The 20,416-nt window shown below is 39.3% G+C and carries 20 protein-coding genes; 5 read left to right on the top strand and 15 right to left on the bottom strand.

All coding sequences use genetic code 11. From position 1 onward, the window contains the following. Positions 1–9: 9 nt before the first annotated feature. Genes arsH through RMA94_RS12065 form a run of 4 tightly spaced genes read right to left on the bottom strand, consistent with a single transcriptional unit; the run spans position 10 to position 2,574 of the window. Positions 10–723, bottom strand: a complete 714-nt coding sequence (arsH, locus tag RMA94_RS12080; protein ID WP_044102079.1) for an arsenical resistance protein ArsH — start codon at positions 721–723, stop codon at positions 10–12. Further along, positions 710–1,756 carry an ACR3 family arsenite efflux transporter gene (gene arsB, locus RMA94_RS12075; RefSeq protein ID WP_017386145.1) on the bottom strand — a complete coding sequence of 349 codons (1,047 nt, stop codon included), beginning with the start codon at positions 1,754–1,756 and terminating at the stop codon, positions 710–712. Before arsB ends, arsH begins: the two co-directional genes overlap by 14 nt. A 10-nt stretch (positions 1,757–1,766) precedes the next feature. Beyond that, a complete protein-coding gene (locus RMA94_RS12070; RefSeq protein WP_044102076.1) occupies positions 1,767–2,240 on the bottom strand; it encodes an arsenate reductase ArsC in 474 nt (157 codons plus the stop codon). Positions 2,241–2,244: 4 nt separating this feature from the next. Then, the gene (locus RMA94_RS12065; protein WP_044102074.1) at positions 2,245–2,574 is read right to left on the bottom strand and encodes a metalloregulator ArsR/SmtB family transcription factor; all 330 of its coding nucleotides are present in this window, start codon (positions 2,572–2,574) and stop codon (positions 2,245–2,247) included. Positions 2,575–2,658: 84 nt separating this feature from the next. On the opposite strand from RMA94_RS12065, the gene arsC reads away from it, so the two are divergent. Next, positions 2,659–3,087, top strand: coding sequence for an arsenate reductase (glutaredoxin) (arsC, locus tag RMA94_RS12060; protein WP_311083114.1), 429 nt, complete (start codon positions 2,659–2,661; stop codon positions 3,085–3,087). A 68-nt stretch (positions 3,088–3,155) separates the two neighbouring features. Here arsC and RMA94_RS12055 read toward each other — a convergent pair whose 3' ends face one another. The 3 genes from RMA94_RS12055 to RMA94_RS12045 all read right to left on the bottom strand — a co-directional run bounded on the left by RMA94_RS12055 (position 3,156) and on the right by RMA94_RS12045 (position 6,044). Then, positions 3,156–3,317 (bottom strand): DUF1427 family protein, encoded by a 162-nt coding sequence (locus RMA94_RS12055; protein WP_017816196.1) that lies wholly within the window; start codon positions 3,315–3,317, stop codon positions 3,156–3,158. A gap of 57 nt (positions 3,318–3,374) precedes the next feature. Next, positions 3,375–5,249, bottom strand: a complete 1,875-nt coding sequence (locus tag RMA94_RS12050; RefSeq protein ID WP_311083112.1) for an amidohydrolase — start codon at positions 5,247–5,249, stop codon at positions 3,375–3,377. Positions 5,250–5,357: 108 nt separating this feature from the next. Next, entirely contained in the window at positions 5,358–6,044 is a 687-nt protein-coding gene (locus tag RMA94_RS12045; protein ID WP_001043290.1) for a hydrolase, read from the bottom strand. Between the two features lie 196 nt (positions 6,045–6,240). Between RMA94_RS12045 and RMA94_RS12040 the strand changes: the two genes are divergently transcribed. After that, a complete protein-coding gene (locus RMA94_RS12040) occupies positions 6,241–7,131 on the top strand; it encodes a LysR family transcriptional regulator (protein ID WP_017481618.1) in 891 nt (296 codons plus the stop codon). Positions 7,132–7,170: 39 nt separating this feature from the next. On the opposite strand, the gene RMA94_RS12035 is transcribed toward RMA94_RS12040, so the two are convergent. Then, positions 7,171–7,920, bottom strand: coding sequence for a GntR family transcriptional regulator (locus tag RMA94_RS12035; protein ID WP_087400533.1), 750 nt, complete (start codon positions 7,918–7,920; stop codon positions 7,171–7,173). 398 nt (positions 7,921–8,318) lie between these two features. Here RMA94_RS12035 and RMA94_RS12030 point away from each other — a divergent pair, with 398 nt between their 5' ends. Together RMA94_RS12030 and RMA94_RS12025 are read left to right on the top strand one after the other, a co-directional pair. Next, entirely contained in the window at positions 8,319–9,788 is a 1,470-nt protein-coding gene (locus RMA94_RS12030; protein WP_311083109.1) for an NCS1 family nucleobase:cation symporter-1, read from the top strand. Then, positions 9,785–10,519, top strand: a complete 735-nt coding sequence (locus tag RMA94_RS12025; protein WP_311083107.1) for an aspartate/glutamate racemase family protein — start codon at positions 9,785–9,787, stop codon at positions 10,517–10,519. The genes RMA94_RS12030 and RMA94_RS12025 overlap by 4 nt, the downstream gene beginning before the upstream one ends. A gap of 70 nt (positions 10,520–10,589) precedes the next feature. Here the strand turns inward: RMA94_RS12025 and tauD are convergent, their stop codons facing one another. Genes tauD through tauA form a run of 4 tightly spaced genes read right to left on the bottom strand, consistent with a single transcriptional unit; the run spans position 10,590 to position 14,190 of the window. Beyond that, positions 10,590–11,471, bottom strand: a complete 882-nt coding sequence (tauD, locus tag RMA94_RS12020) for a taurine dioxygenase (RefSeq protein ID WP_311083105.1) — start codon at positions 11,469–11,471, stop codon at positions 10,590–10,592. An 8-nt stretch (positions 11,472–11,479) separates the two neighbouring features. Beyond that, positions 11,480–12,349, bottom strand: a complete 870-nt coding sequence (gene tauC / locus RMA94_RS12015; RefSeq protein ID WP_001092656.1) for a taurine ABC transporter permease TauC — start codon at positions 12,347–12,349, stop codon at positions 11,480–11,482. Next, a complete protein-coding gene (locus RMA94_RS12010; RefSeq protein ID WP_311083101.1) occupies positions 12,346–13,140 on the bottom strand; it encodes an ATP-binding cassette domain-containing protein in 795 nt (264 codons plus the stop codon). The genes tauC and RMA94_RS12010 overlap by 4 nt, the downstream gene beginning before the upstream one ends. A gap of 9 nt (positions 13,141–13,149) precedes the next feature. Then, positions 13,150–14,190 carry a taurine ABC transporter substrate-binding protein gene (gene tauA / locus RMA94_RS12005; protein WP_311083099.1) on the bottom strand — a complete coding sequence of 347 codons (1,041 nt, stop codon included), beginning with the start codon at positions 14,188–14,190 and terminating at the stop codon, positions 13,150–13,152. A 441-nt stretch (positions 14,191–14,631) separates the two neighbouring features. Here tauA and RMA94_RS12000 point away from each other — a divergent pair, with 441 nt between their 5' ends. Beyond that, the gene (locus tag RMA94_RS12000) at positions 14,632–15,816 is read left to right on the top strand and encodes a hypothetical protein (protein WP_311083097.1); all 1,185 of its coding nucleotides are present in this window, start codon (positions 14,632–14,634) and stop codon (positions 15,814–15,816) included. 61 nt (positions 15,817–15,877) lie between these two features. Here the strand turns inward: RMA94_RS12000 and RMA94_RS11995 are convergent, their stop codons facing one another. The 3 genes from RMA94_RS11995 to RMA94_RS11985 form a co-directional block, all read right to left on the bottom strand. Then, positions 15,878–17,344, bottom strand: a complete 1,467-nt coding sequence (locus RMA94_RS11995; protein WP_017481609.1) for an MFS transporter — start codon at positions 17,342–17,344, stop codon at positions 15,878–15,880. Positions 17,345–17,538: 194 nt separating this feature from the next. After that, the gene (locus tag RMA94_RS11990; RefSeq protein WP_311083094.1) at positions 17,539–18,930 is read right to left on the bottom strand and encodes an LLM class flavin-dependent oxidoreductase; all 1,392 of its coding nucleotides are present in this window, start codon (positions 18,928–18,930) and stop codon (positions 17,539–17,541) included. 175 nt (positions 18,931–19,105) lie between these two features. Next, positions 19,106–20,401 carry an acyl-CoA dehydrogenase family protein gene (locus RMA94_RS11985; RefSeq protein ID WP_311083092.1) on the bottom strand — a complete coding sequence of 432 codons (1,296 nt, stop codon included), beginning with the start codon at positions 20,399–20,401 and terminating at the stop codon, positions 19,106–19,108. Positions 20,402–20,416 lie beyond the last annotated feature (15 nt).

Below are 20,416 nucleotides of genomic sequence, written 5' to 3'. Positions count from 1 at the left end.
TGAAACTGTTTATTTTTGATTTATCCGTTTTGACAGCTCTTCTGCCGATTCTTTGCGCTCAGAATAGCGATCTGTCAGGTATTGTTTTTGCCCACGTGTTAATAAAGTGAACTTATACAACTCCTCCATAACATCAACGATTCGGTCATAGTAAGAGGATGGTTTCATACTGCCATCTTCTTCAAACTCTAAAAAGGCTTTAGCAACTGAAGACTGATTTGGGATGGTAATCATGCGCATCCAACGCCCTAAAATACGCATTTGATTAACCGCATTAAAGGACTGTGAACCACCACTAACTTGCATGACTGCTAAGGTTTTACCTTGAGTTGCACGAATTGCTCCGGCTGCTAAAGGAATCCAGTCAATCTGGGCTTTTAAAATTGAACTCATCGCGCCATGACGTTCGGGTGAACACCACACCATACCTTCTGCCCAAGCCAAAAGCGCGTGTAATTCTTGGACTTTCGGATGATCTGTTTCTGCATCCTCAGGTAAAGGTAAACCTTTAGGATGAAAGATTTTGACTTCAGCACCTAAGTATTCAAGGATTCGACCAGCAGTCAGCACAGCAAAACGACTATAAGAACGTTCACGATTAGAACCATATAGCAATAAAATGCGAGGTGGATGCTCAAGCTGCTGCGCTTGCACTTGCTCAAATGTAGGTTTATCTAGAAGATCTAATGCTACATTTGATAAATCATTATTAAGACTGTTCATCTGAGAAATACTTTTTCTTTAACCAAAGAGAAACGGTAACGAGTGAAATTAAAACGGGAACTTCAACCAATGGTCCAATCACTGTGGTAAATGCCACAGGTGATGCCAAACCAAATGTTGCAATGGCAACCGCTAAAGCTAACTCAAAATTGTTACCAGCCGCAGTAAACGAAATAGCAGTGGTACGTGGATAGTTATTCCCCATACGTTTACTCATAAAGAAGCTAATAAAGAACATCACCACAAAGTAAATCGTGAGTGGAATAGCAATACGCAATACATCTAAAGGCAAGCTCACCACATCACCACCTTTTAGACTAAACATAGCCACAATGGTAAAAAGTAAAGCAATTAAACTAATCGGGCTGATTTTTGGTAAAAATTTAGTTTGATACCATTCCAACCCTTTCGACTTGACTAAAATCAAACGCGTCAAGAACCCCATTAAGAATGGAATACCTAAGTACACCAAAACCGCATGTGTGATAGTCCAAAAATTCACATCAATGACTTGCCCTGCCACACCAAAATACGGAGGTAAGAAGGTTAAGAAAAGCCAGGCGTAGGTACTAAAGAACAAAATTTGGAAAATACTGTTAAAGGCAACCAAAGCTGCAACGTATTGGTTATCACCACAAGCCAGACCATTCCACACCAAAACCATTGCAATACAACGTGCCAAACCAATCAAAATCAGGCCTGTCATGTATTCCGGATAACTATGCAAGAAAACTATAGCAAGTACGAACATTAAAACTGGAGCAATAATCCAGTTCTGTACCAACGATAAAGTTAAGGTTTTCTTATCTTTAAATACTTCTGGTAACGTAGCATAATCAACCTTTGCTAAAGGTGGATACATCATCAAAATTAAGCCGATTGCGATCGGAATATTAACGTTATCTACACTTAATTCATTTAAAGACACAGATGCCTGAGGAAAGAAAACTCCAATCGCTAAGCCTAAAGCCATGGCAATAAAAATCCATAGCGTCAGGTTACGATCTAAAAAAGAAAGCTTTTGCTTAGTCATCTCGGCTCTCTCACTCAATATGAGAGATTTCATTAATCTCAGCAATTAAATGTGAACGGTTTAAGTTCGCAACATCAAGTGCAAACAATGCATCTAAACGACGGTTGATATGATCTACAGTCTCTTGGAATGCTTTAAGCTTTTCTTCTTTTGGCAAGTCCAAATGAGATGGATCACTTAAGCCCCAGTGTGCTTTGATTGCGCCACCTAAATAAAGTGGACATGCTTCTTGTGCAGCAGAATCACAGACTGTAATCACAACATCTGGTTGATACTGTTCGCAGTCATCAATAGTTTTACTCCATAACCCATCTGTTGAAAGACCTAAGTTTTCAAGTGTTTCAATGGTTAATGGATGTACCTGTCCTGATGGTTTACTGCCAGCGCTATAAGCTTTCCAACCTTCTGGTGCACGACTATTAAATAAAACTTCTGACAAAATGCTACGGCAACTGTTTCCAGTGCATAAAAATAAAAATTTCATGGTGTTACTCACAATAGGTAGAAATAGAAGAAAACTGTGAAGATGATTGATTCACTAAACTTTCATCTTGGTTTGCTATAGTTTTCAAAACCTCAACAGCCCAATTGGGTAAATCTGTATTGACGCTGTAATACACCCATTGCCCCTGTCGTGCATCAAGTAAAATGCCATGAGTTCGTAACAAAGCTAAGTGCCTAGAGATTTTCGGTTGACTCAACTCAAGCTGTTCAGTTAACTCACAGACACAAATATTTTGTTTATTTAGAACTAATTTAAGAATATTTAACCGAGTTTGGTCAGATAGACATTTAAAGAAATCGACTTGGTTGATCATATCTTCAACAGAATATATTCGTTATTGCAAATATACGGATATCCATATATAAATGCAATATCTTAATTTGACAATAAATTTACCATGACTGAGCTAGTGAAGATTTACCATAACCCTGCTTGCGGAACCTCACGCAATACATTGGCGCTTATTCGTCATGCAGGAATTGAACCTATTGTTATTGAATATTTGCAAACACCACCAAGTAAAGATGAATTGATTCAACTCATTAAGGATTCAGGCTTAACTGTACGTGAAACAATTCGTAAAAATGTTGATCCCTATAAAGATTTAGAGATAGAACAAGATCATTGGACCGATGAGCAGTTAATTGATTTTATGGTTCAGTACCCAATTTTAATCAATCGCCCATTTGTGGTTACACCAAAAGGCACGCGACTTTGCCGCCCTTCTGAAATTGTACTGGACATTTTAGATTCACAAAACTTAGGCTATTTTGCAAAAGAAGATGGTGAAGTAATTATTGATGAACAAGGGCGCCGTATAAAATAATTGAAGATATTTATTAATATAAAAAGCTAAATGGTATGGCACCATTTAGCTTTTTTTAATGAAATGGATTAAAAATAGGATTTGATAAAAGGAAGCAGTTGCTCTCCTATTACCATGCCTAATAATCCGACTAACGCAACAAGAGGTGGAGCTGGTGACTTAACATTTAAAACATAATATAAGACACCAACAAGCAACCCTACAACCAAAGATAACAAGTACATTTTCATCGTACATACCTTAGGGAAGCAAGCTATTTAACGAGGCAAGTTCCCATACTGTTTTATTTAAAATGCAAAACACGAGCACCCAAGTGCGCCCCAGAAAGATTTTTTGTCCTTATCATTTACAGGAACATCAAGCATCCAAGCGTGGCTGTGTCCATGCATTCCACAGCTGCTAGCACATGCACACAATGCACTTTGTGACTGTAATGATTGATTGGAAGGAGCATTACGGTTTTCAGATAAACGCCACTGACCACCGAAGCGTTTTACCGGCGACCATGTTGGAGATGCTGGCGGTAACGGCGGATCGTCTTGCTTAAACTCTGCCCCTGCGTACACCACTTTGCCGCCTAAAACAGTGAGTACAGACTCAATCCACTGGATATCTTCTGCTTCAACTTTGAAGTAGTCATCTGACAATACAACTAAGTCGGCAAGTTCCCCTGCTGTTAGTGAACCTTTGACATCTTTTTCACCTGAGAACCAAGCCGAACCTTTGGTCCAGAGTTTGAGGGCCGTTTGACGGTCTAATAGATTTTTTTCATCATACAGCGGTAAACCACCAACTGTTTTACCTGTAGTCAGCCAATACAAACACACCCAAGGGTTATAGGATGCAACACGAGTCGCATCTGTCCCCGCACCCACAGGAACACCAAGTTCTAACATTTTCTTAACTGGTGGCGTTGCCTGAGCGGCTTCAGCACCATAGCGTTTTACGAAAATCTCACCTTGGTAGGCCATACGGTGTTGAATGGCGATACCACCACCCAACTCACCTATACGTTCAATATTACGCTCAGATACAGTTTCGGCATGGTCAATAATAAATCGAGTTGCAAATGGCTGTTTTGAATTGACGCGCTCAAATACATTCAGCAAACGATTAATACTTTCATCATAGGTTGCATGAATACGGAATGGCCATTTCTTTTCAGCCAAGTGCTCTACAATAGCTTCTAGTTCACCTTCCATTTTTTCAGGTAAATCTGGACGTGGTTCATAGAAATCTTCAAAGTCACCCGCTGACCAAGTCAGGTTCTCACCTGCTCCATTCATTCTAAATAGCTCATCACCATCACCCGGAAATGTCATTTCTGTCCAGCGACGATAATCATCAAGCTCTTGGCCTGCCTTTTGAGCAAATAGGTTGTAAGCGATTCGCACCGTCATTTGTTTTTGATCGTGCAATTGCTTAATCACATCATAATCTTCAGGATAGTTTTGACCGCCACCACCCGCATCAATTGCTGAAGTAATACCCAACCGGTTCAATTCACGCATGAAATGTCGAGTTGAATTGACTTGATCTTCAACTGGCAATTTCGGTGCTTTCCCTAAAGTCGAATATAAAATCATAGCGGATGGAGTTGCGAGCAACAGACCTGTTGGCTCACCTTTTTCATTTCGTACAATCTTGCCGCCAGGTGGGTCAGGTGTATCTTTGTTAAAGCCTAATACATCAAGTGCAGCTCGGTTCAACAAAGCACTGGCATATAGATGTAAAACGAATACGGGAGTATCTGGTGCAGCTTTATTAATTTCTTCTAAAGTCGGTAAACGCTTTTCGGCAAACTGGAATTCCGTCCAACCGCCTACTACGCGAACCCATTGTGGGGCTGGAGTATTATCGGCTTGTTCTTTGAGTAAGCGTAATGCATCTGCAACGGATGGCACACCTTCCCAGCGCAACTCCATATTGTAATTTAGGCCACCCCGAATAATATGCAGATGACTGTCATTTAGACCCGGTATAACGCGACGGCCATTTAAGTCTACAACTTTGCTCGTCGCTGTTGCCAGTTTCATGACATCATCATTCGTGCCCGTGCATACGACTTTACCGTCTGCTATGGCAATTGCTTGTACTTCTGGATTTTTTGGATCTAAAGTTGTGATTTTACCGTTTATGAGTATGAGGTTTATTTCGGTCATTCTGAACTCCATTCTTGTGAATTATCGTTCTAAAAATAAAGGCATATCTGTATTAATATCACTTAAATATTGAATACTAGACATGCCTTTACCTAAATCAGTAGTGTTTTATTTTGCAGGAACTGGTGCAAGTACTTCGTGTTTTGATGTTGTACGTTCAGGTGCCTTATGTACCATCGTATAAGCATAATCAACACCCATACCATAAGCACCAGAGTGTTCGCGTACAATCGCCATAACTGCATCATACGTATCACGGTGTGCCCAATCACGCTGCCATTCAAGTAATACTTGTTGCCAAGTTACTGGAACAACACCCGCTTGAATCATACGTTGCATGGCATAGTCATGTGCCTCTTTCGATGTACCACCTGAAGCATCTGCAACCATATAAATTTCATAATCCCCTTCAAGCATCGCACCAAAAGCAAAGGTGTTATTACACACTTCAGTCCACAAACCTGAAACAATCACTTTTTTACGATTATTTTTTGCAAGCGAATCACGTACTTTTTGGTCATCCCATGAATTCATTGAAGTACGTTCTAGTAATGGTGCATCTGGAAATACGTCTAAAAGTTCTGGATAGGTATGACCAGAGAAGCTTTCAGTCTCAACCGTCGTAATGGTGACAGGAATATTGAATGTTTTAGCTGCTTTTGCTAATCCTACAGTATTATTCTTTAATACTTGGCGATCTATTGATTGTACCCCAAAAGCCATTTGTGGCTGATGATCAATAAAAATAACCTGACAATTGGTTGGTGATAGTTGTTCTAAAAGTGATTTATTCATGGGTAAACTCCATTATTCCTTATGAGTAATGCATTAAAATTGCTTACTGGTTATTATGAAAACAGATAAAAATGTAAAAGCATAGACAGTAAATCAGCTCGAATCTGTATTGTGTACGAATACAATCAAAACAATGATTGCTTTTTAATTTTTATAGTTTAATCATTGATATATATTTTTTACCTTTCGCTTATCCATGGATCGATTAGACTGTATTTCCACTTTTGTAAGTGTCGTAGAACACGGGAATTTTAGTAGCGCAGCTAGAGCACTTGATATTTCTCGTGACTTGGTTGCAAAACGTGTTTGCTACCTCGAAAATGACCTCAAAACCACACTGTTAACCCGAACTACAAGACAGATGAACCTCACCTCTTGTGGGGAAAAGTTTTATCAACATAGCAAAGTCATTTTAAGTGAGTTCGAATGGGCTGCCTATGAAATTAGCTACAATCAGCAGTACCCAGAAGGCGAACTCAAGCTCAATACGCCAATGTCTTTTAGTAACATTTTTCTTCAACATATCATTTCAGATTTTATTGAGAAATATCCCAGCATAAAAATTGATTTATTCATGACTGATCAGCTGTTAGATATGAATAATAATAAATTTGATTTAACAATCCGTGTAGATGGCTCTCCTCCAAATTTGGCAAATAGTAAAATATTAAATACCTATCAACGATATTTATATGCAACCCCTGAGTATTTTAATCAGCATGGATTACCAAATTCATTAGAAGAACTTAAAGAACACAAGTTTCTAATTTACTATCAAGATAGCCGACATAAAAAATTGATTTTCCAAAAAGATCAGAAGGAAGTGTCTTTCAATTGCTTCCCTGTAATGACCTGCAATAATGGTGAATTATTATTAGATATGTGTCTAAAAGATCATGGTATTGTCTTTCTTCCGGAGTTTATTGCAGAGCCTTACTACAAAGAAGGTAAATTACAGAAATGTTTGGAAGACTACACCAGTCAGCCGCTTCACTTATATGTCACATGGCCAAACCGTAAGATTTTATCGAAGAAAGTAAAATTATTTATTGATTTTCTAACACGTCAAATCGTTCCTATAAAATAAGTGGTCTGGGCCTTTTCCATTGGAATTGGCCCATGGTTTTCAGTTAGTTTGGATGGTTTCAATCTTCTTATTTTTAAATAAATTTAATAAATTTTGTTCTGGTGACGCTGTGCTGTCTTCTTGAATAAATGTCGTCGCGTAGTTTTCTAAATGCTCTTCCATCAATTGAGTTGCTCGTTTTTCATCACCCTGCTCAATTGCATCTAAAATTGCACGGTGTTCATCTGCAGAACAATTATTATGTTTTGGAATTTCATATAACCCAATTAATAACGAAGTTCTCGCAATAAGTGTCTGCAAATAATTAGTCATGATCGTATTCTGATTTGCTTCAATCAATTTCAAATGAAATTGTCCTGATAGCTTAATCCACTCAGCCCAATTACCAGCTAATCGCTCTTGCGACTCTTGATCGACTAAGGCTCGAAGCTCACTAAAATCTAAGTGATGAGACTTTTGAGCTAACTTTTTTACAGTGACAATTTCAAGCATGCTGCGTGCTTCAAAGACTTCTTTTGTTTCATGAGCACTATGTTTTGCGATGAGTGCCCCACGATTGGGCTGAATTTCGATGACCTTATCATGGGCAAGTTTTACGAAAACACGTCTTAACACTCCCCTCGTTACACCGAATGCCTCACATAGGGGTGCTTCAACCAAACGCGCCCCAGGTGTAAGTTGCCTATTTAAAATGGCATCAACAATAGCGTTATATATATGGTCATCAATTTCATCATTGCTCATTTCTACGGCTTTTTTTAGTGCATTCGATGGCATTGATTTCTCCATTTTTATTAACGCCTCCTCTTTTTAAAAATTTATCTAATAACTGTAGTGTAAGTTTAACTTAACCTTTTGGGAATATTACTATCATTTCCACAGCATCTATGTGCTACTGAACAATTCAAAAATAAACCTTAAAATATCAGCTTATATAACTAAGTTTATGTACTTTTTATAAAAATTAATCTCTTCTCATTTTATAAAGCTGTCTCTTTATATCCAAATTCCGTACCAGTTTAAACAATCTCATCAATGCTCCCCGCGAATTTGGCACAACTTTTGCTCAATATAATTGTGCACAATCAAAATAACACATTGTGCACAATTTTAAATTCATTCTTTTAGCCAGAGTTTCGAGCTGCTGAAGAATGTGCCCGCCCAACATAGGGAAGTGAGTGTTCAAGATGAATAATACCGAAGCAATAATTAAACCTTCTTATGATGCAAAGCTAACAAATCAAGACCTAGCTCCTTTAAAAAAGCAAACTTGGGGCGCTTATAATATTTTTGCCTTTTGGATGTCTGATGTTCATAGTGTCGGTGGCTATGTCATGGCCGGAAGTCTCTTTGCTCTTGGGCTGAACAGCTGGCAGGTACTTCTCTCTTTACTCATCGGCATTGCAATAGTTCAGTTTTTTACAAATCTGATTGCCAAGTCTAGCCAACAAACTGGCACGCCCTATCCGGTTATTTGTCGCGCAACCTTTGGTGTGCTTGGTGCAAACATACCTGCCGTTATTCGTGGTCTTATTGCTGTTGCATGGTATGGCATTCAGACCTATTTGGCCTCAAGTGCTTTCTTATTGGTTATTTTAAAATTTTTTCCAGAATGGTCAGTCTATGCTGACGTTTCAGCTTACGGCTTTCTTGGGCTTTCCTATTTAGGATGGGTTGGCTTTATGCTGCTTTGGTTACTGCAAGCGATTGTTTTTTGGTCTGGCATGGACAGCATTCGTAAATTTATTGACTGGGCAGGTCCGGCTGTCTACGTTGTGATGTTTACGATGGCAGTCTGGCTCATATGGAAAGCTGGCTGGCAGAATATTGATTTAAACCTAAGTGGTGTTCAATACGACGGTTTTGCGGTTGTACCGGTCATGATTGGTGCTATTGCTCTCGTTGTCTCATATTTTTCAGGTCCGATGCTGAATTTTGGTGACTTCTCTCGTTATGGCAAAAGCTTTAACGCGATTAAAATGGGCAACTTTCTTGGACTACCAATTAATTTCTTAGGCTTTTCTTTACTTACTGTTGTATGTATTGCGGCAACGCTTCCAGTCTACGGTAAGCTCATTACAGACCCTGTCGAGATGGTTGGAAAACTTGATAATACATTTGTGGTGATTTTAGGTAGCTTGACCTTAATGATTGCCACTATTGGAATTAATATTGTCGCTAACTTTGTTTCACCTGCCTTTGATTTTTCTAATGTTTCACCGAGCAAAATTAGCTGGCGTATGGGTGGAATGATTGCAGCAGTAGGTTCAATTTTCATTACCCCATGGAATTTATTTAATAACCCTCAAGTGATCCATTACACCATTGATATTTTAGGCGCATTTATCGGTCCACTTTTTGGTGTATTGCTCGCCGATTTTTACCTCGTTAAAAAACAAAAAATCGAAGTGGATGATCTATATACTTTAAATGCTCAAGGCTTGTATTGGTACAAAAATGGTTATAACCACTCTGCCTTTTATGCCTTAATTCCTGCTTCATTAATTCCTATTCTCTGCGTACTTTTACCGCAACTGTCGGGGCTTGCTAATTTCACATGGTTTATTGGGATGGGATTCGGTTTTGTCATTTACCGATTTCTTAACCAACCACTAGCCCATGCTAAATCGGCAATGACTAAGGCAAAAGCACAATGAAAATTAAAATTATTAATCCCAATACTACTCAAAGCATGACTGAAAAAATTGCTGCATCAGCAAAGATAGTTGCGAGTTCTGGTACTCAAATTATTGCTGTGAGTCCTCAAATGGGCCCTGCAACAATTGAAAGTTATTATGATGAAGCCCTAAGTGCCGTAGGTGTGCTAGAGGAAATTCGCCAAGGTGAACAGCAAAATGTAGATGCCTATATCATTGCCTGTTTTGGTGACCCTACACTTTATGCTGCCCGTGAAATGACTTCAGCGCCTGTGATTGGGATTGCAGAAGCAGCTATGCGAACTGCAAGTTATGTCAGTACCGGTTTTAGTGTGGTGACAACTTTACAACGCACAGTGAATATGAGCTGGCATCTGGCTCATCGCTATGGGGCTACACCATTTTGCAAAAATGTTCGAGCTTGTGACATTGCAGTTGAAGAGTTGGAGCTTCCTGACTCAGATGCTTATCGAACCATACGAGATGAATGCAAAAAAGCACTCGCTGAAGATAAAAGCGATGCGATTGTTTTAGGATGTGCAGGTATGAGTGATTTGTGTCTAAAGCTACAAAACGAGTTAGGCGTAATCGTTATTGACGGCGTTGCTGCAGCCGTTAAACAAGCTGAAATGCTAGTTCAATTAAATTTAAAAACCAGCAAAGTCGGTGATTGGGCCTCACCTCCTCTAAAGAACTACACAGGTATATTGTCGGGTTTTGGAACACAATAGAGATAACTTACTGTTTCAATTCCAACTCAAAATGCTACGTTGGAATTGAAACAAAGAATAATTAAAGGAATTAAGCCTCTGCTAACTCTGGCTGTTGTTCTTCTTTATAAAATGGCACATCGCCATTAATAGTTGCACGGTGCATGATGCGATGGGCATCGCCATAATCAAATAATGCTTTATGTTGTGTGCAACGGTTATCCCAAATCGCGACGTCACCGTCTTGCCATTTCCAGCGTAAATGAAACTGCTCTTGGGTCGCATGCTCAAACAAGAAATTAAGCAACTGCTCACTTTCTTGTTCAGGTAACTCATTAATTTGTGTGGTAAATCCCTCACTTACAAACAACAAAGGCTCGCCTGTGACCGGATGGGTACGCACCACTGGATGAACCACTGGAGGATTACGCTTAAAGGTTTGCAACAGCTTTTCGCGCTCTTCTTCGTTATGGGCAAAACGTTCAAGTGGAAAAGACTTACGAATATCGTGGGTTGCAGTTAAGCCACGTAGTTTTTGCTGTAACTCAAGCGGCAGCCCTTTAAAAGCTGCTGTGTTGCTCGACCATAATGTATCGCCTCCTACAGGTGGAATTTTAATGGCTTGCAATACACATCCCAATGGTGGAGTTTTACTAAAAGTCACGTCTGTGTGCCAAAGTTCATTGTCACGTAAGTCTTGTTTCCAACTATCAAGCACCATGACTTCCGGCACATCCTCAATAGAAGGATAAATCGGATGCACGTGTAAGGTGCCAAAACTACGGGCCAAGTCTGCTTGTGCTTGCGGTGCTAATTGTTGCTTTCGAAAAAAAATGACCTGATGATCAAGCAAAGCCTGCTGGATTTGTTGCGTTGTCTGTTCATTTAACGCATTCAAATCAATATCGTGAATAATTGCGCCAATGGTAGGCTTGATCACTTCAATATTTAAGTTTGCTACTACTTTATTCATCTTCTTCACTACAACTGCTGACCATACCAAGGAGAAAACTGTTTTTGTAACCAACGTAAAAACAGCTCAAAACTAACTGCGACAATCGCAATCACAATAATGCCCAGAATCACCGTATCGGTAATTAAGAACTGTGCTGCCGATTGCACCATAAAACCAATACCGCGGTCCGCTGCAACCAACTCTGCTGCAACTAATGTGGACCAACCAACCCCAAGACCAATACGAATACCGGTAATAATATGAGGTAAAGCTGTTGGCAAAATGACATGCCAAAAGACTTGTGACTGACTTGCTCCTAGCGACAATGCAGCACGTTCACGATTCAACTGATGGCTTAACACGCCATGCGCACTACTAATAATGACAGGCGCCAAAATCGAGAAGAAAATCAAAAGTACTTTTGTGGTTTCGCCAATACCGAACCAAATTACAAGTAAGGGCAAATAAGCTAACGGTGGAATTGGACGTAATAATTCAACTAAAGGATCTAGAACAGCACGAACCCATTTGTTCAGACCCATCCATAAGCCTAGCGGAACGCCAATCACCACGGCAGCAATCAAAGCTAAAAACACACGCGAGATACTAGCGGCCAAGTGTTGCCACAAAGTCGCCTTCATAAAGCCTTCTTGGCTGACCGATATAAATTTTTGCCAGACTGCCTGTGGGCTAGGTAAAAACAGTTCAGGTACGACATGCAAAGCAGTAATGAGGAACCAGAGTGCAACCACACTTCCCACACTAATTATGCTAACTGCCAAAGTGCGATGCTTCTCAAAAAATGACGATAGAAATGAAGCATTTTCTGTTTGCACATTTAACTCAGGTTTAAGCTCTGCTTTGTCATATTCATAGACGTTATCTTTAGTGTTCATGTAGGTAACGCCTCCTTACCGCTTTGTTTTTGTGCCCTTAAACTTTCAAACAGCTGTTCTCTGAGCTGAATAAATTGAGGGTCCGATTTAATCGAACGAATAGACTCGCCCTGACGATATCGTTTAGCAAAATCGAGATGTAGAGTTTCTACAATTTTGCCCGGATGCGCTGTCATCAGTACTAACTGATTGCTGAGCAATAATGCTTCTTCAATGTCATGAGTAATCAAAAAGAAGCTTTTATTTTGTTGAATCCATAAATCGAGCACTAACTGCTGCATGTTTTCACGCGTAAAAGCATCTAATGCGGCAAAAGGTTCATCTAATAAAATAAACGGCGCGTGACTGATCAAAGCTCTGGCAATACCAACACGTTGTTTCATACCACCGGAAAGTTCCCAGATATTGGCTTTTTCAACGTGACTTAAACCCACAATTTTTAAAATTGCGTTCACTTGTGCTTCGATATCTGCGCGCTTTAAACCTTTTAACTGCAAAGCGAAGCCAACATTATCTGCAACATTCAACCAAGGAAGTAATGCATGATCCTGAAACACCACAGCGCGGGTTACATCTGGTCCATTCACCACTTCATGATTTACAAGCACATCACCTGAACTCGGCTTTTGAAACCCTGCCAAGATATTAAGCAAAGTTGTTTTACCACAACCTGACTCGCCTAAAATGACGGTTAAAGAACCTTCTTCAATGGTTAGGTTAATGTCTTGTAAAACTGGCTTTTGCTGTTTAGGAAAAGTCAGATGAATATGTTTGGCTTCTAGTACACTCATGACAACTCCTTAAGGCTGCAAAAATGAAGAATTCACATTGCCTTTATAATCGGCTTTCAGTTGGTCGACTTTGCCCTGACCCTTTAAGAACTTCGCTGTATCAAAAATATTTTGCGCAAATTCACCATCTAACGTTTGTTTTTGCTGAGCGTGGTCAAGGTAGATGTTTCCACTTAATAAAAGCGGGATATCTTTTGGATCAGAACCTGTTAACTGAGCAATTTTCTCAACGTTATCGGCATTTTTAACGTAAGCAGCTGGGTCTTGGTTATATTTTTCTAATTGCTCAAGTGTGGTTTTAACAAAAGATTTTAGGAAATCAGGATTTTTCTCTGCAAAGTCTTTACGTACCACCCATAAGTCGTAGGTTGGAGCACCCCATGCGCCCACTTGTTTTGAGTCGGTTAAAACCGTGCCAGATGCTTTAGCTTTACTTAAAGCTGGTTCCCATACATAGGCAGCATCAATATCACCACGTTCCCATGCAGCTGAAATTTCAGGTGGACGCAAGTTAATAATTTTTACTTTGTCTTCTGGAATGTTCCAATGTTTAAGTGCAGACAAAAGGCTGTAATGGGTTGTTGAAACAAATGGTACAGCAATGGTTTTGCCAATTAAATCTTGAGGGCTTTTTATGCCTGATTTATTACTTACCACTAATGCTTCAGACCCACCAAGTTTTGAAGTAATTAAGAATACTTCAATCGGTAAATCACGGCTTGCGGCAGCAGCAAGTGGACTTGATCCAATATTGCCAAGTACCACATCACCTGAAGCAAGTGCATTTACAACATCTGAACCCGCATCAAATTTTTTCCATTGAATGGTACGTTGACTATGTTTTTCATAGTCTCCATTCGCCTGTGCAACTTTGCTTGGGTCAACTCCAGTTTGATAAGCAATCACGACAGGTTTGTTGTCACGAACTGAAGCACCCGTATTATTATCTTTCTTATTTTGCCATACGATAAATGCAACAATTGCTACAACCACAATTGCCGTGATAATCAACGGTTTGGTTTTTGTGCTCATAATTTCATGATCTTTCAATAATATAAGCCCATGGTATGCAGCCGGCTTTATAATGAAAAATAAAAAAATATGAGTTGCTTATCTGGTTTTTATAAATAACTTTTCCTTATAAGTTTTTATCTTTTGGTAAAAAGCAAATTCCAAGTAAACTTACAGATTAAAATAAAAATTAAAATACTTATATATCAATAATTAAAAACCATATTCACAAATCATATGATTAGGCAAGCCTGACAGACGGCCTCTAAGTATTTTATCCTCTCATATTTGATCATTTTTATTTTTGCTTATTGCATCCAGAGTTTTGCATCTAATTAATTTTCTTTCTTTTATATAAAGTTCAGATTTTATTATCTTTTTATCTTAAAACCTCTGCAAATATTGAGATTTGGGCAAATCTTTTTCTGGTTTATACATGACGCAAATTTAATTTTTATTTTTAAGAGGAGAAAAATTCTTTTGTTTAAACATTCTCAAATTTTGAAAAAAACATTAATTACAACGTCTTTAATTACATTCAGCCTCTCAAGTCATGCAGCGCTTACCTTTGGCAATGCTGAAGAAGGTGAACTTAAAGTAAGCGGTACTGTTCGAGCTAAATATGTTTATGATTTTGACTCTGATCCCACTACAAGTAAATTTTCTTTTAATGACGCGGTCTTATGGCTGGACTACAACTCCCCGAAATGGATTGGTCGCCTAGATTATCGGGTTTATGAATATTACGGACGTCTAGGCGATGCCAATTGGCTCACCGATGCATGGATGGGTTATAAAATTAATGACAACAGTAAAATTATTGCTGGCTTAAACCCAGTTCCTTTTGGCTTGGGTCGCTTTTGGGGAAATACTTATTATTTAGGCATTGCCAATAGTGCAGGTTGGGAAGATGTACATAACCTTGGGGTGAAATATGATTTCAATGATGGAATCAATGAAGCACAACTCGCCTTTTATCCTACCGATGGTGGCACCTATAGAGGTAAAAGCAAAGACTCGAGTCGATTTAGTATCAACCCTGTCAATGCGGATGACTCTGTACCACAAGGCACCAATACCCAAGAAAAGAACTCAATTGTTGTTCGCGGTGCTCATACCTTTAAAAATGTCTTAGGCCAAGAAAATTTCTCTACGCAATTGGGCGCCTCTGCATGGTACTCCACCATTGAAAATAAACGCTCAGGCGAAGATGGAGATCGCCAAGTCTATTCGGTTTTTAGCAATACCAATTATAATCAATGGAATTTACAGCTTTTGGCTGGTTATCAAGACATTGATAATGCCGACACTGAATATAAAGATCATCTGACTTTGGGCGGTTTCGATTATTCATTTAACTCCGCAACCAAAGGTCAGATTTACTCAGCCGAGCTCAGCTATTTATTTCCTCAGCAATTTGGCCCAATTACCTCTATTCGCCCTTATCTAAACTATAGTTCTTATCGGAAAGAGCAAGATGGGTTTAAAGACTCCACCCGTTTTATTCCCGGCATTGCCTTTAACTATCAAAAATTGACAGTACAAGCCGAGTTACTAATGGGTAAACATGATCCATATTTAGGAGATAGCGAAGGTCTAGCGGCTGGTGGAAGCAATGATAAATGGAACAAAAAAGCGTTTGTGATTTTTGCTTATTACTTCTAACTCCAAGAACAAAGGCCAACAATTGTTGGCCTTTGTTTTCATTTAGATATCTATTTTTACTCTAGTCGATTACAGGTGAATTATTGAGAGGAAGTTCTGTTTTATCTTCATCAATAACATCGACATCTTGGGCGGTAGGCTCAAACTTAATCAGCAATCCAATCACAATTAAAGGAATAAATGCAAAGATAGAAATAATCAGGTAAACATCGGTTTTATATCCCGCCATCCAGATTGGTAAAACAAACAAAGCGATTGCTTGAGCAACACCCGTTACTGCACGGTTAAAGCCAACACCAACGCCACGAATCGAAGCTGGATAAGCCATAGTTGGATAAACCATCATTTGTGCCCCAGGCCCAAAGCCTTCGGCAAAAAGCCACAAACCCAGCATGCCAATTGCGGTGTAAAGTAAAAGGCTATTACCGGGTTCACCAATGAATGCCAATGCAATGAGGGCTATAAACTGGAGTAAAAAGCCTGTAAGCAACACATGACGAGATTTAAATCTGCTGGCAACAAATACACCTAACAGCCCGCCCGTAAATGCAAACAATAAATTAAGCCCGAGTGTTGTAGTAATGGTTGTCAAGACATCGGTATGAAAGAAACGTGTTAAAATAGAAGGTAAAAAGAAAGCAATGGTCGTGTACTGAAATGCCACCGAAATGTGAATCACAATTGCCACAATTGTTCTTGGTAAATAGGTTTTATTAAATAAAACTGCAAAACCCTCGCGCTTTTTCTTTTCAGCAGTTCTTTCTACTTTTTCAACTGTAGCGACTGCATTAATTGCATAGGATTCTTGTAGAACTTTAGCTGCACCTTTTAAATCGCCTTGGTTTGCAAGCCAGATTGGTGATTCAGTTAAATATTTACCGCGAATAAAAATAATGAGTAACGCTGGCACTGCTCCAAAAATTAAAGATGCTCGCCATAACCAGTTGCTATGCTCAGGGGGTAAAAGGAAATAAAGCGCCAGAACTAGACCAAAACAGACCGAAGAAGCGGCATACCACATTGGGCACCATGCGGCTAACCGCGCTGCCTTGTTGCTACTACCGTTAAACTTGGAAAACTCAGATAAGTATGACATTGCCACAGGCAAATCAATACCAACACTAATCCCCATAATAAATCTGGCTAAAATCAACACCCATACATTCGGTGCAAAACCAGCAACAATTGCAGCAATGACAAACAGCACCATGTCTGCCATGAAGACTCGATAACGGCCAATTTTATCTGTCAGCCAACCACCAATCAGGTTACCCACAATGGTTCCGCAGACAATTGCTGAAGCCACCACACCCGTCATTACAGGGCTTAAAGAAAACTCTGAGATAACTTGCTCAATACCAAAGGACAGCGTTGTTAAATCATAGGCGTCAATAAACACCCCAATCAGTGCCAACCAAATAACTTTATTCGATTTACCCTTCCCTGCAAATTTGGAAATTAATTGTGAAACATCATCGGGAGATTTAATTTCATAACGATGGTTATGATCGAGTTCTTGTGTGCTCACTTAATAATTCCTAAACTTTAATAACAGGAACAAAATAATGATTATTCACATAATACAAAAACAAATTAATCTGATGTTTTAATCTAAATTATAGAATTATCTTTTCATTATTAACTCAGCAATAAAACCGATATAAAAAGACAAAATAAAAGCTGGTATTTAACCAGCTATTTATTTAAAGGCTTCCTAAAATATTAACTCGCCTCAGCAAGTTTTAACTCTTTTAGATTACGATATTTTGCACCGCGGTGATTTTCAGGCAAATATGGCCCGGCACCAAATAATTTTTCTCTTAATGTTCCTTGTGCATAAGAGGTTTGATATACCCCTCGTTTTTGCAACTCTGGAACAATAAACTCAACTACATCGGCAAAGGTTTGATGCGCCAAAATATAGGCAAGGTTAAAGCCATCGACATCGGTATCTTCAACCCATTGTTGTAAAGCATCTGAAACTGTTTCTGCCGAACCCACTAACACAGGTCCATTCCCACCTAAGCTGTTCCAATTTGCAATTTCTTCAATGGTCCAAACACGTTCTGGGTCTGCATTTACATAAGAATCCAATAAAGATTGAATGGCGTTGGTTTGAATATATTCAACTTTGTCGGTCGGTTGATATTGTGAAAAATCCACTCCCGACCAGCCAGACAGCAATGTTAAAGCACCATCGTAGCTTCCGTAGCTTTGATATTCTTTAAACTTAGCCTGCGCTTTTGCATCGGTTTCATCAGTGACAATCGACAGAAGTGCATAAATTTTAACTGAGTACGGGTCGCGGCCTTCTTGAACCAATTTTTGGCGAATGCCCTGTACCACTTTTTTAGTGGCAATTTTAGAAGGCGCTGCAATAAATACGCACTCGGCATTTTGACTAGCAAACTTCTGGCCGCGTGATGACGCACCTGCTTGGTAGAGTACAGGCGTCCGCTGCGGTGATGGTTCACAAATATGGATGCCCGGTACAGTAAAATATTTACCCTCGTGCTGAATTGGATGCACTTTTCTATGATCAGCAAAGATACCGCTTTCACGATCGCGAAGTACCGAACCTTCTTCCCAAGACCCTTCCCAAAGTTTGTAAAGGACTTCTAAATATTCATCAGCAATATCATAACGATTGTCATGATTGACCTGAGTTTTCAGGCCTAAGTTTTTCGAACCACTTTCCAAATAAGAAGTCACGATATTCCATCCAACTCGCCCTTTGGTTAAATGGTCTAGCGTGCTAATACGTCTAGCAAAAGGATAAGGATGTTCAAAGGAAATAGAGGTCGTGACACCAAAACCCAGGTGCTTTGTGACTGCTGCCATCGCTGGCACAATCTGTAGCGGATCATTGACCGGAACTTGTACTGCACCTGTTAAGGCATGTTCAGCACTTTGATGATAAACGTCATAAATACCAAGCACATCTGCAATAAAAATACCGTCAAAAAAACCACGCTCAAGAATTTGTGCTAAATCTGTCCAATATTCTAGATCTTTATATTCAACAGATCGATCTTGAGGATGTCGCCATAATCCAGGAGATTGATGGGCAATACAATTCATTTCAAAAGCATTAAAACTAATTTTCTTAGTCATAAAATATCAACCAGCATTTTATTTAATTTTTATACTAAAGCAATTTTTATGTTTTCTTTATAATATATACCCCAAACAAAATATGATTTTATTCTAATAGGTTTTTATAATTTATTTAAAAAAACAAATAGTATTAAGCCGCTAAAAATAGCAGCTTAATATCTAAAACTATAATTTATTGTTTAGCAACATTCCCTATTCGCCATTGATACGGTGGTAATGTACCGTTTACACTAAAATCACCGACAATTCGATTTTTAAATACTCTCGGGTTATGTGAAGATAACGTTCGTACATTACGCCAGTATCGATCTAAGCCTAAATCTTTATCTGTTGCGGAAGCACCTAAAGCGTCAAATAAAATCGTAGAAGCATTTAAAATTAGATCGGTAATGACCGTTTGAGACTGCGCACTTTCAAGTTCGGCAAGCGCATTTTGTTCTTCTTCAAGCTGCTCATTATTTTGAAATGCAGCCAAGTAAGCACGTTGTAAGCTTTGTGCGACTTTTTCAACAATCGCCCCTGCACTGTAAGCCGCACCACGAATTTGTCCTACGACTTGTAAAATTTGTGGATCCTGTTTTACAAATTGGGCATTCGCATGCGTATAGTTTCGAGTACGTTTAGCAACAGCTTGAGAAACATCATAGGTTGCAGCACGCCCTAGCCCTGTAATAATTGCCAATTGAACCAGTTGATAATAAGCCGCTGAATATTTAAAACGGTCATCATCAGGTAAAATTTCAGTTTCATCGACCAATACATCATGGAAATATGCTGTACCACTTGCAGTGAGTTGCTGACCAAAGCCATTCCAGTCATCAACAATTTCGACACCTTCATCTTCACGGCGAACAACGACCGAACCAGATTCACCCTTTAAATCTGTTACACCAACATCAACCCAGTCTGCATATAGGCTACCAGTGGTGTAATATTTTTTACCTTTAACACGAATTTTTCCGTCACTGTCTCGATACAAATGAGTTTCGAACTGATCAATTGACTCCTTTCCACCTTCAGACCATGCACTACCCACCGTTTCGCCATTTGCAATTCGGCTAAGCCAACGCTGTTGAAACGCTTTGTCTTTACTTACCAAGACATCTTCAGTGAAACCAAAATGCACACGCAAAGTTTGCGGTAAGTTTGAGTCAGCTTCTGCAAGTTCAACGAGCAATGCAAATAATTCAGGAATAGTTGCATCAAAGCCACCATGAGCTTTGGGAAGTCTTAAGCGCGTAAAACCAATATCTTTAAGCCACTGGAGTTGTTCATAGGGCAAAATATGCTGCTGCTCACGGATTAAAGCCCCTTCTTTAATACGGGCAAAAGTTGGTCTGAAATTTTTTGCCAATTCATCATAACGTTCTGAAGGCCCTTCACCCCACACGCGAGAAATAATTGAGGCCTGACTAAGTGCTGCATGTGTTAGTGAACCGAGATGATGCTCAAAATTTAAATTTGTCATTTAAGTAAAACCAAT

Origin of the sequence: Acinetobacter sp. V115_6 (genome assembly GCF_031799025.1) — a bacterium.
In the GTDB taxonomy this organism is placed as follows: Bacteria; Pseudomonadota; Gammaproteobacteria; order Pseudomonadales; family Moraxellaceae; genus Acinetobacter; species Acinetobacter pittii.
The sequence above is the reverse complement of the archived record's forward strand: the minus strand, read 5'-3'. Positions and strand labels throughout refer to the sequence as shown.

What these genes read in the sequence shown, in the direction of transcription:
- arsC (WP_311083114.1), top strand. Translation starts at nt 2,659, where the DNA reads ATGACTGAGCTAGTGAAGATTTACCATAACCCTGCTTGCGGAACCTCA.
- RMA94_RS12065 (WP_044102074.1), bottom strand. Translation starts at nt 2,574, where the DNA reads ATGATCAACCAAGTCGATTTCTTTAAATGTCTATCTGACCAAACTCGG.
- RMA94_RS12025 (WP_311083107.1), top strand. Translation starts at nt 9,785, where the DNA reads ATGAAAATTAAAATTATTAATCCCAATACTACTCAAAGCATGACTGAA.
- RMA94_RS11990 (WP_311083094.1), bottom strand. Translation starts at nt 18,930, where the DNA reads ATGACTAAGAAAATTAGTTTTAATGCTTTTGAAATGAATTGTATTGCC.
- RMA94_RS12035 (WP_087400533.1), bottom strand. Translation starts at nt 7,920, where the DNA reads ATGGAGAAATCAATGCCATCGAATGCACTAAAAAAAGCCGTAGAAATG.
- RMA94_RS12070 (WP_044102076.1), bottom strand. Translation starts at nt 2,240, where the DNA reads ATGAAATTTTTATTTTTATGCACTGGAAACAGTTGCCGTAGCATTTTG.
- tauD (WP_311083105.1), bottom strand. Translation starts at nt 11,471, where the DNA reads ATGAATAAAGTAGTAGCAAACTTAAATATTGAAGTGATCAAGCCTACC.
- arsB (WP_017386145.1), bottom strand. Translation starts at nt 1,756, where the DNA reads ATGACTAAGCAAAAGCTTTCTTTTTTAGATCGTAACCTGACGCTATGG.
- tauC (WP_001092656.1), bottom strand. Translation starts at nt 12,349, where the DNA reads ATGAACACTAAAGATAACGTCTATGAATATGACAAAGCAGAGCTTAAA.
- RMA94_RS12030 (WP_311083109.1), top strand. Translation starts at nt 8,319, where the DNA reads ATGAATAATACCGAAGCAATAATTAAACCTTCTTATGATGCAAAGCTA.
- RMA94_RS12055 (WP_017816196.1), bottom strand. Translation starts at nt 3,317, where the DNA reads ATGAAAATGTACTTGTTATCTTTGGTTGTAGGGTTGCTTGTTGGTGTC.
- arsH (WP_044102079.1), bottom strand. Translation starts at nt 723, where the DNA reads ATGAACAGTCTTAATAATGATTTATCAAATGTAGCATTAGATCTTCTA.
- RMA94_RS11985 (WP_311083092.1), bottom strand. Translation starts at nt 20,401, where the DNA reads ATGACAAATTTAAATTTTGAGCATCATCTCGGTTCACTAACACATGCA.
- RMA94_RS12010 (WP_311083101.1), bottom strand. Translation starts at nt 13,140, where the DNA reads ATGAGTGTACTAGAAGCCAAACATATTCATCTGACTTTTCCTAAACAG.
- RMA94_RS12045 (WP_001043290.1), bottom strand. Translation starts at nt 6,044, where the DNA reads ATGAATAAATCACTTTTAGAACAACTATCACCAACCAATTGTCAGGTT.
- RMA94_RS12040 (WP_017481618.1), top strand. Translation starts at nt 6,241, where the DNA reads ATGGATCGATTAGACTGTATTTCCACTTTTGTAAGTGTCGTAGAACAC.
- RMA94_RS12050 (WP_311083112.1), bottom strand. Translation starts at nt 5,249, where the DNA reads ATGACCGAAATAAACCTCATACTCATAAACGGTAAAATCACAACTTTA.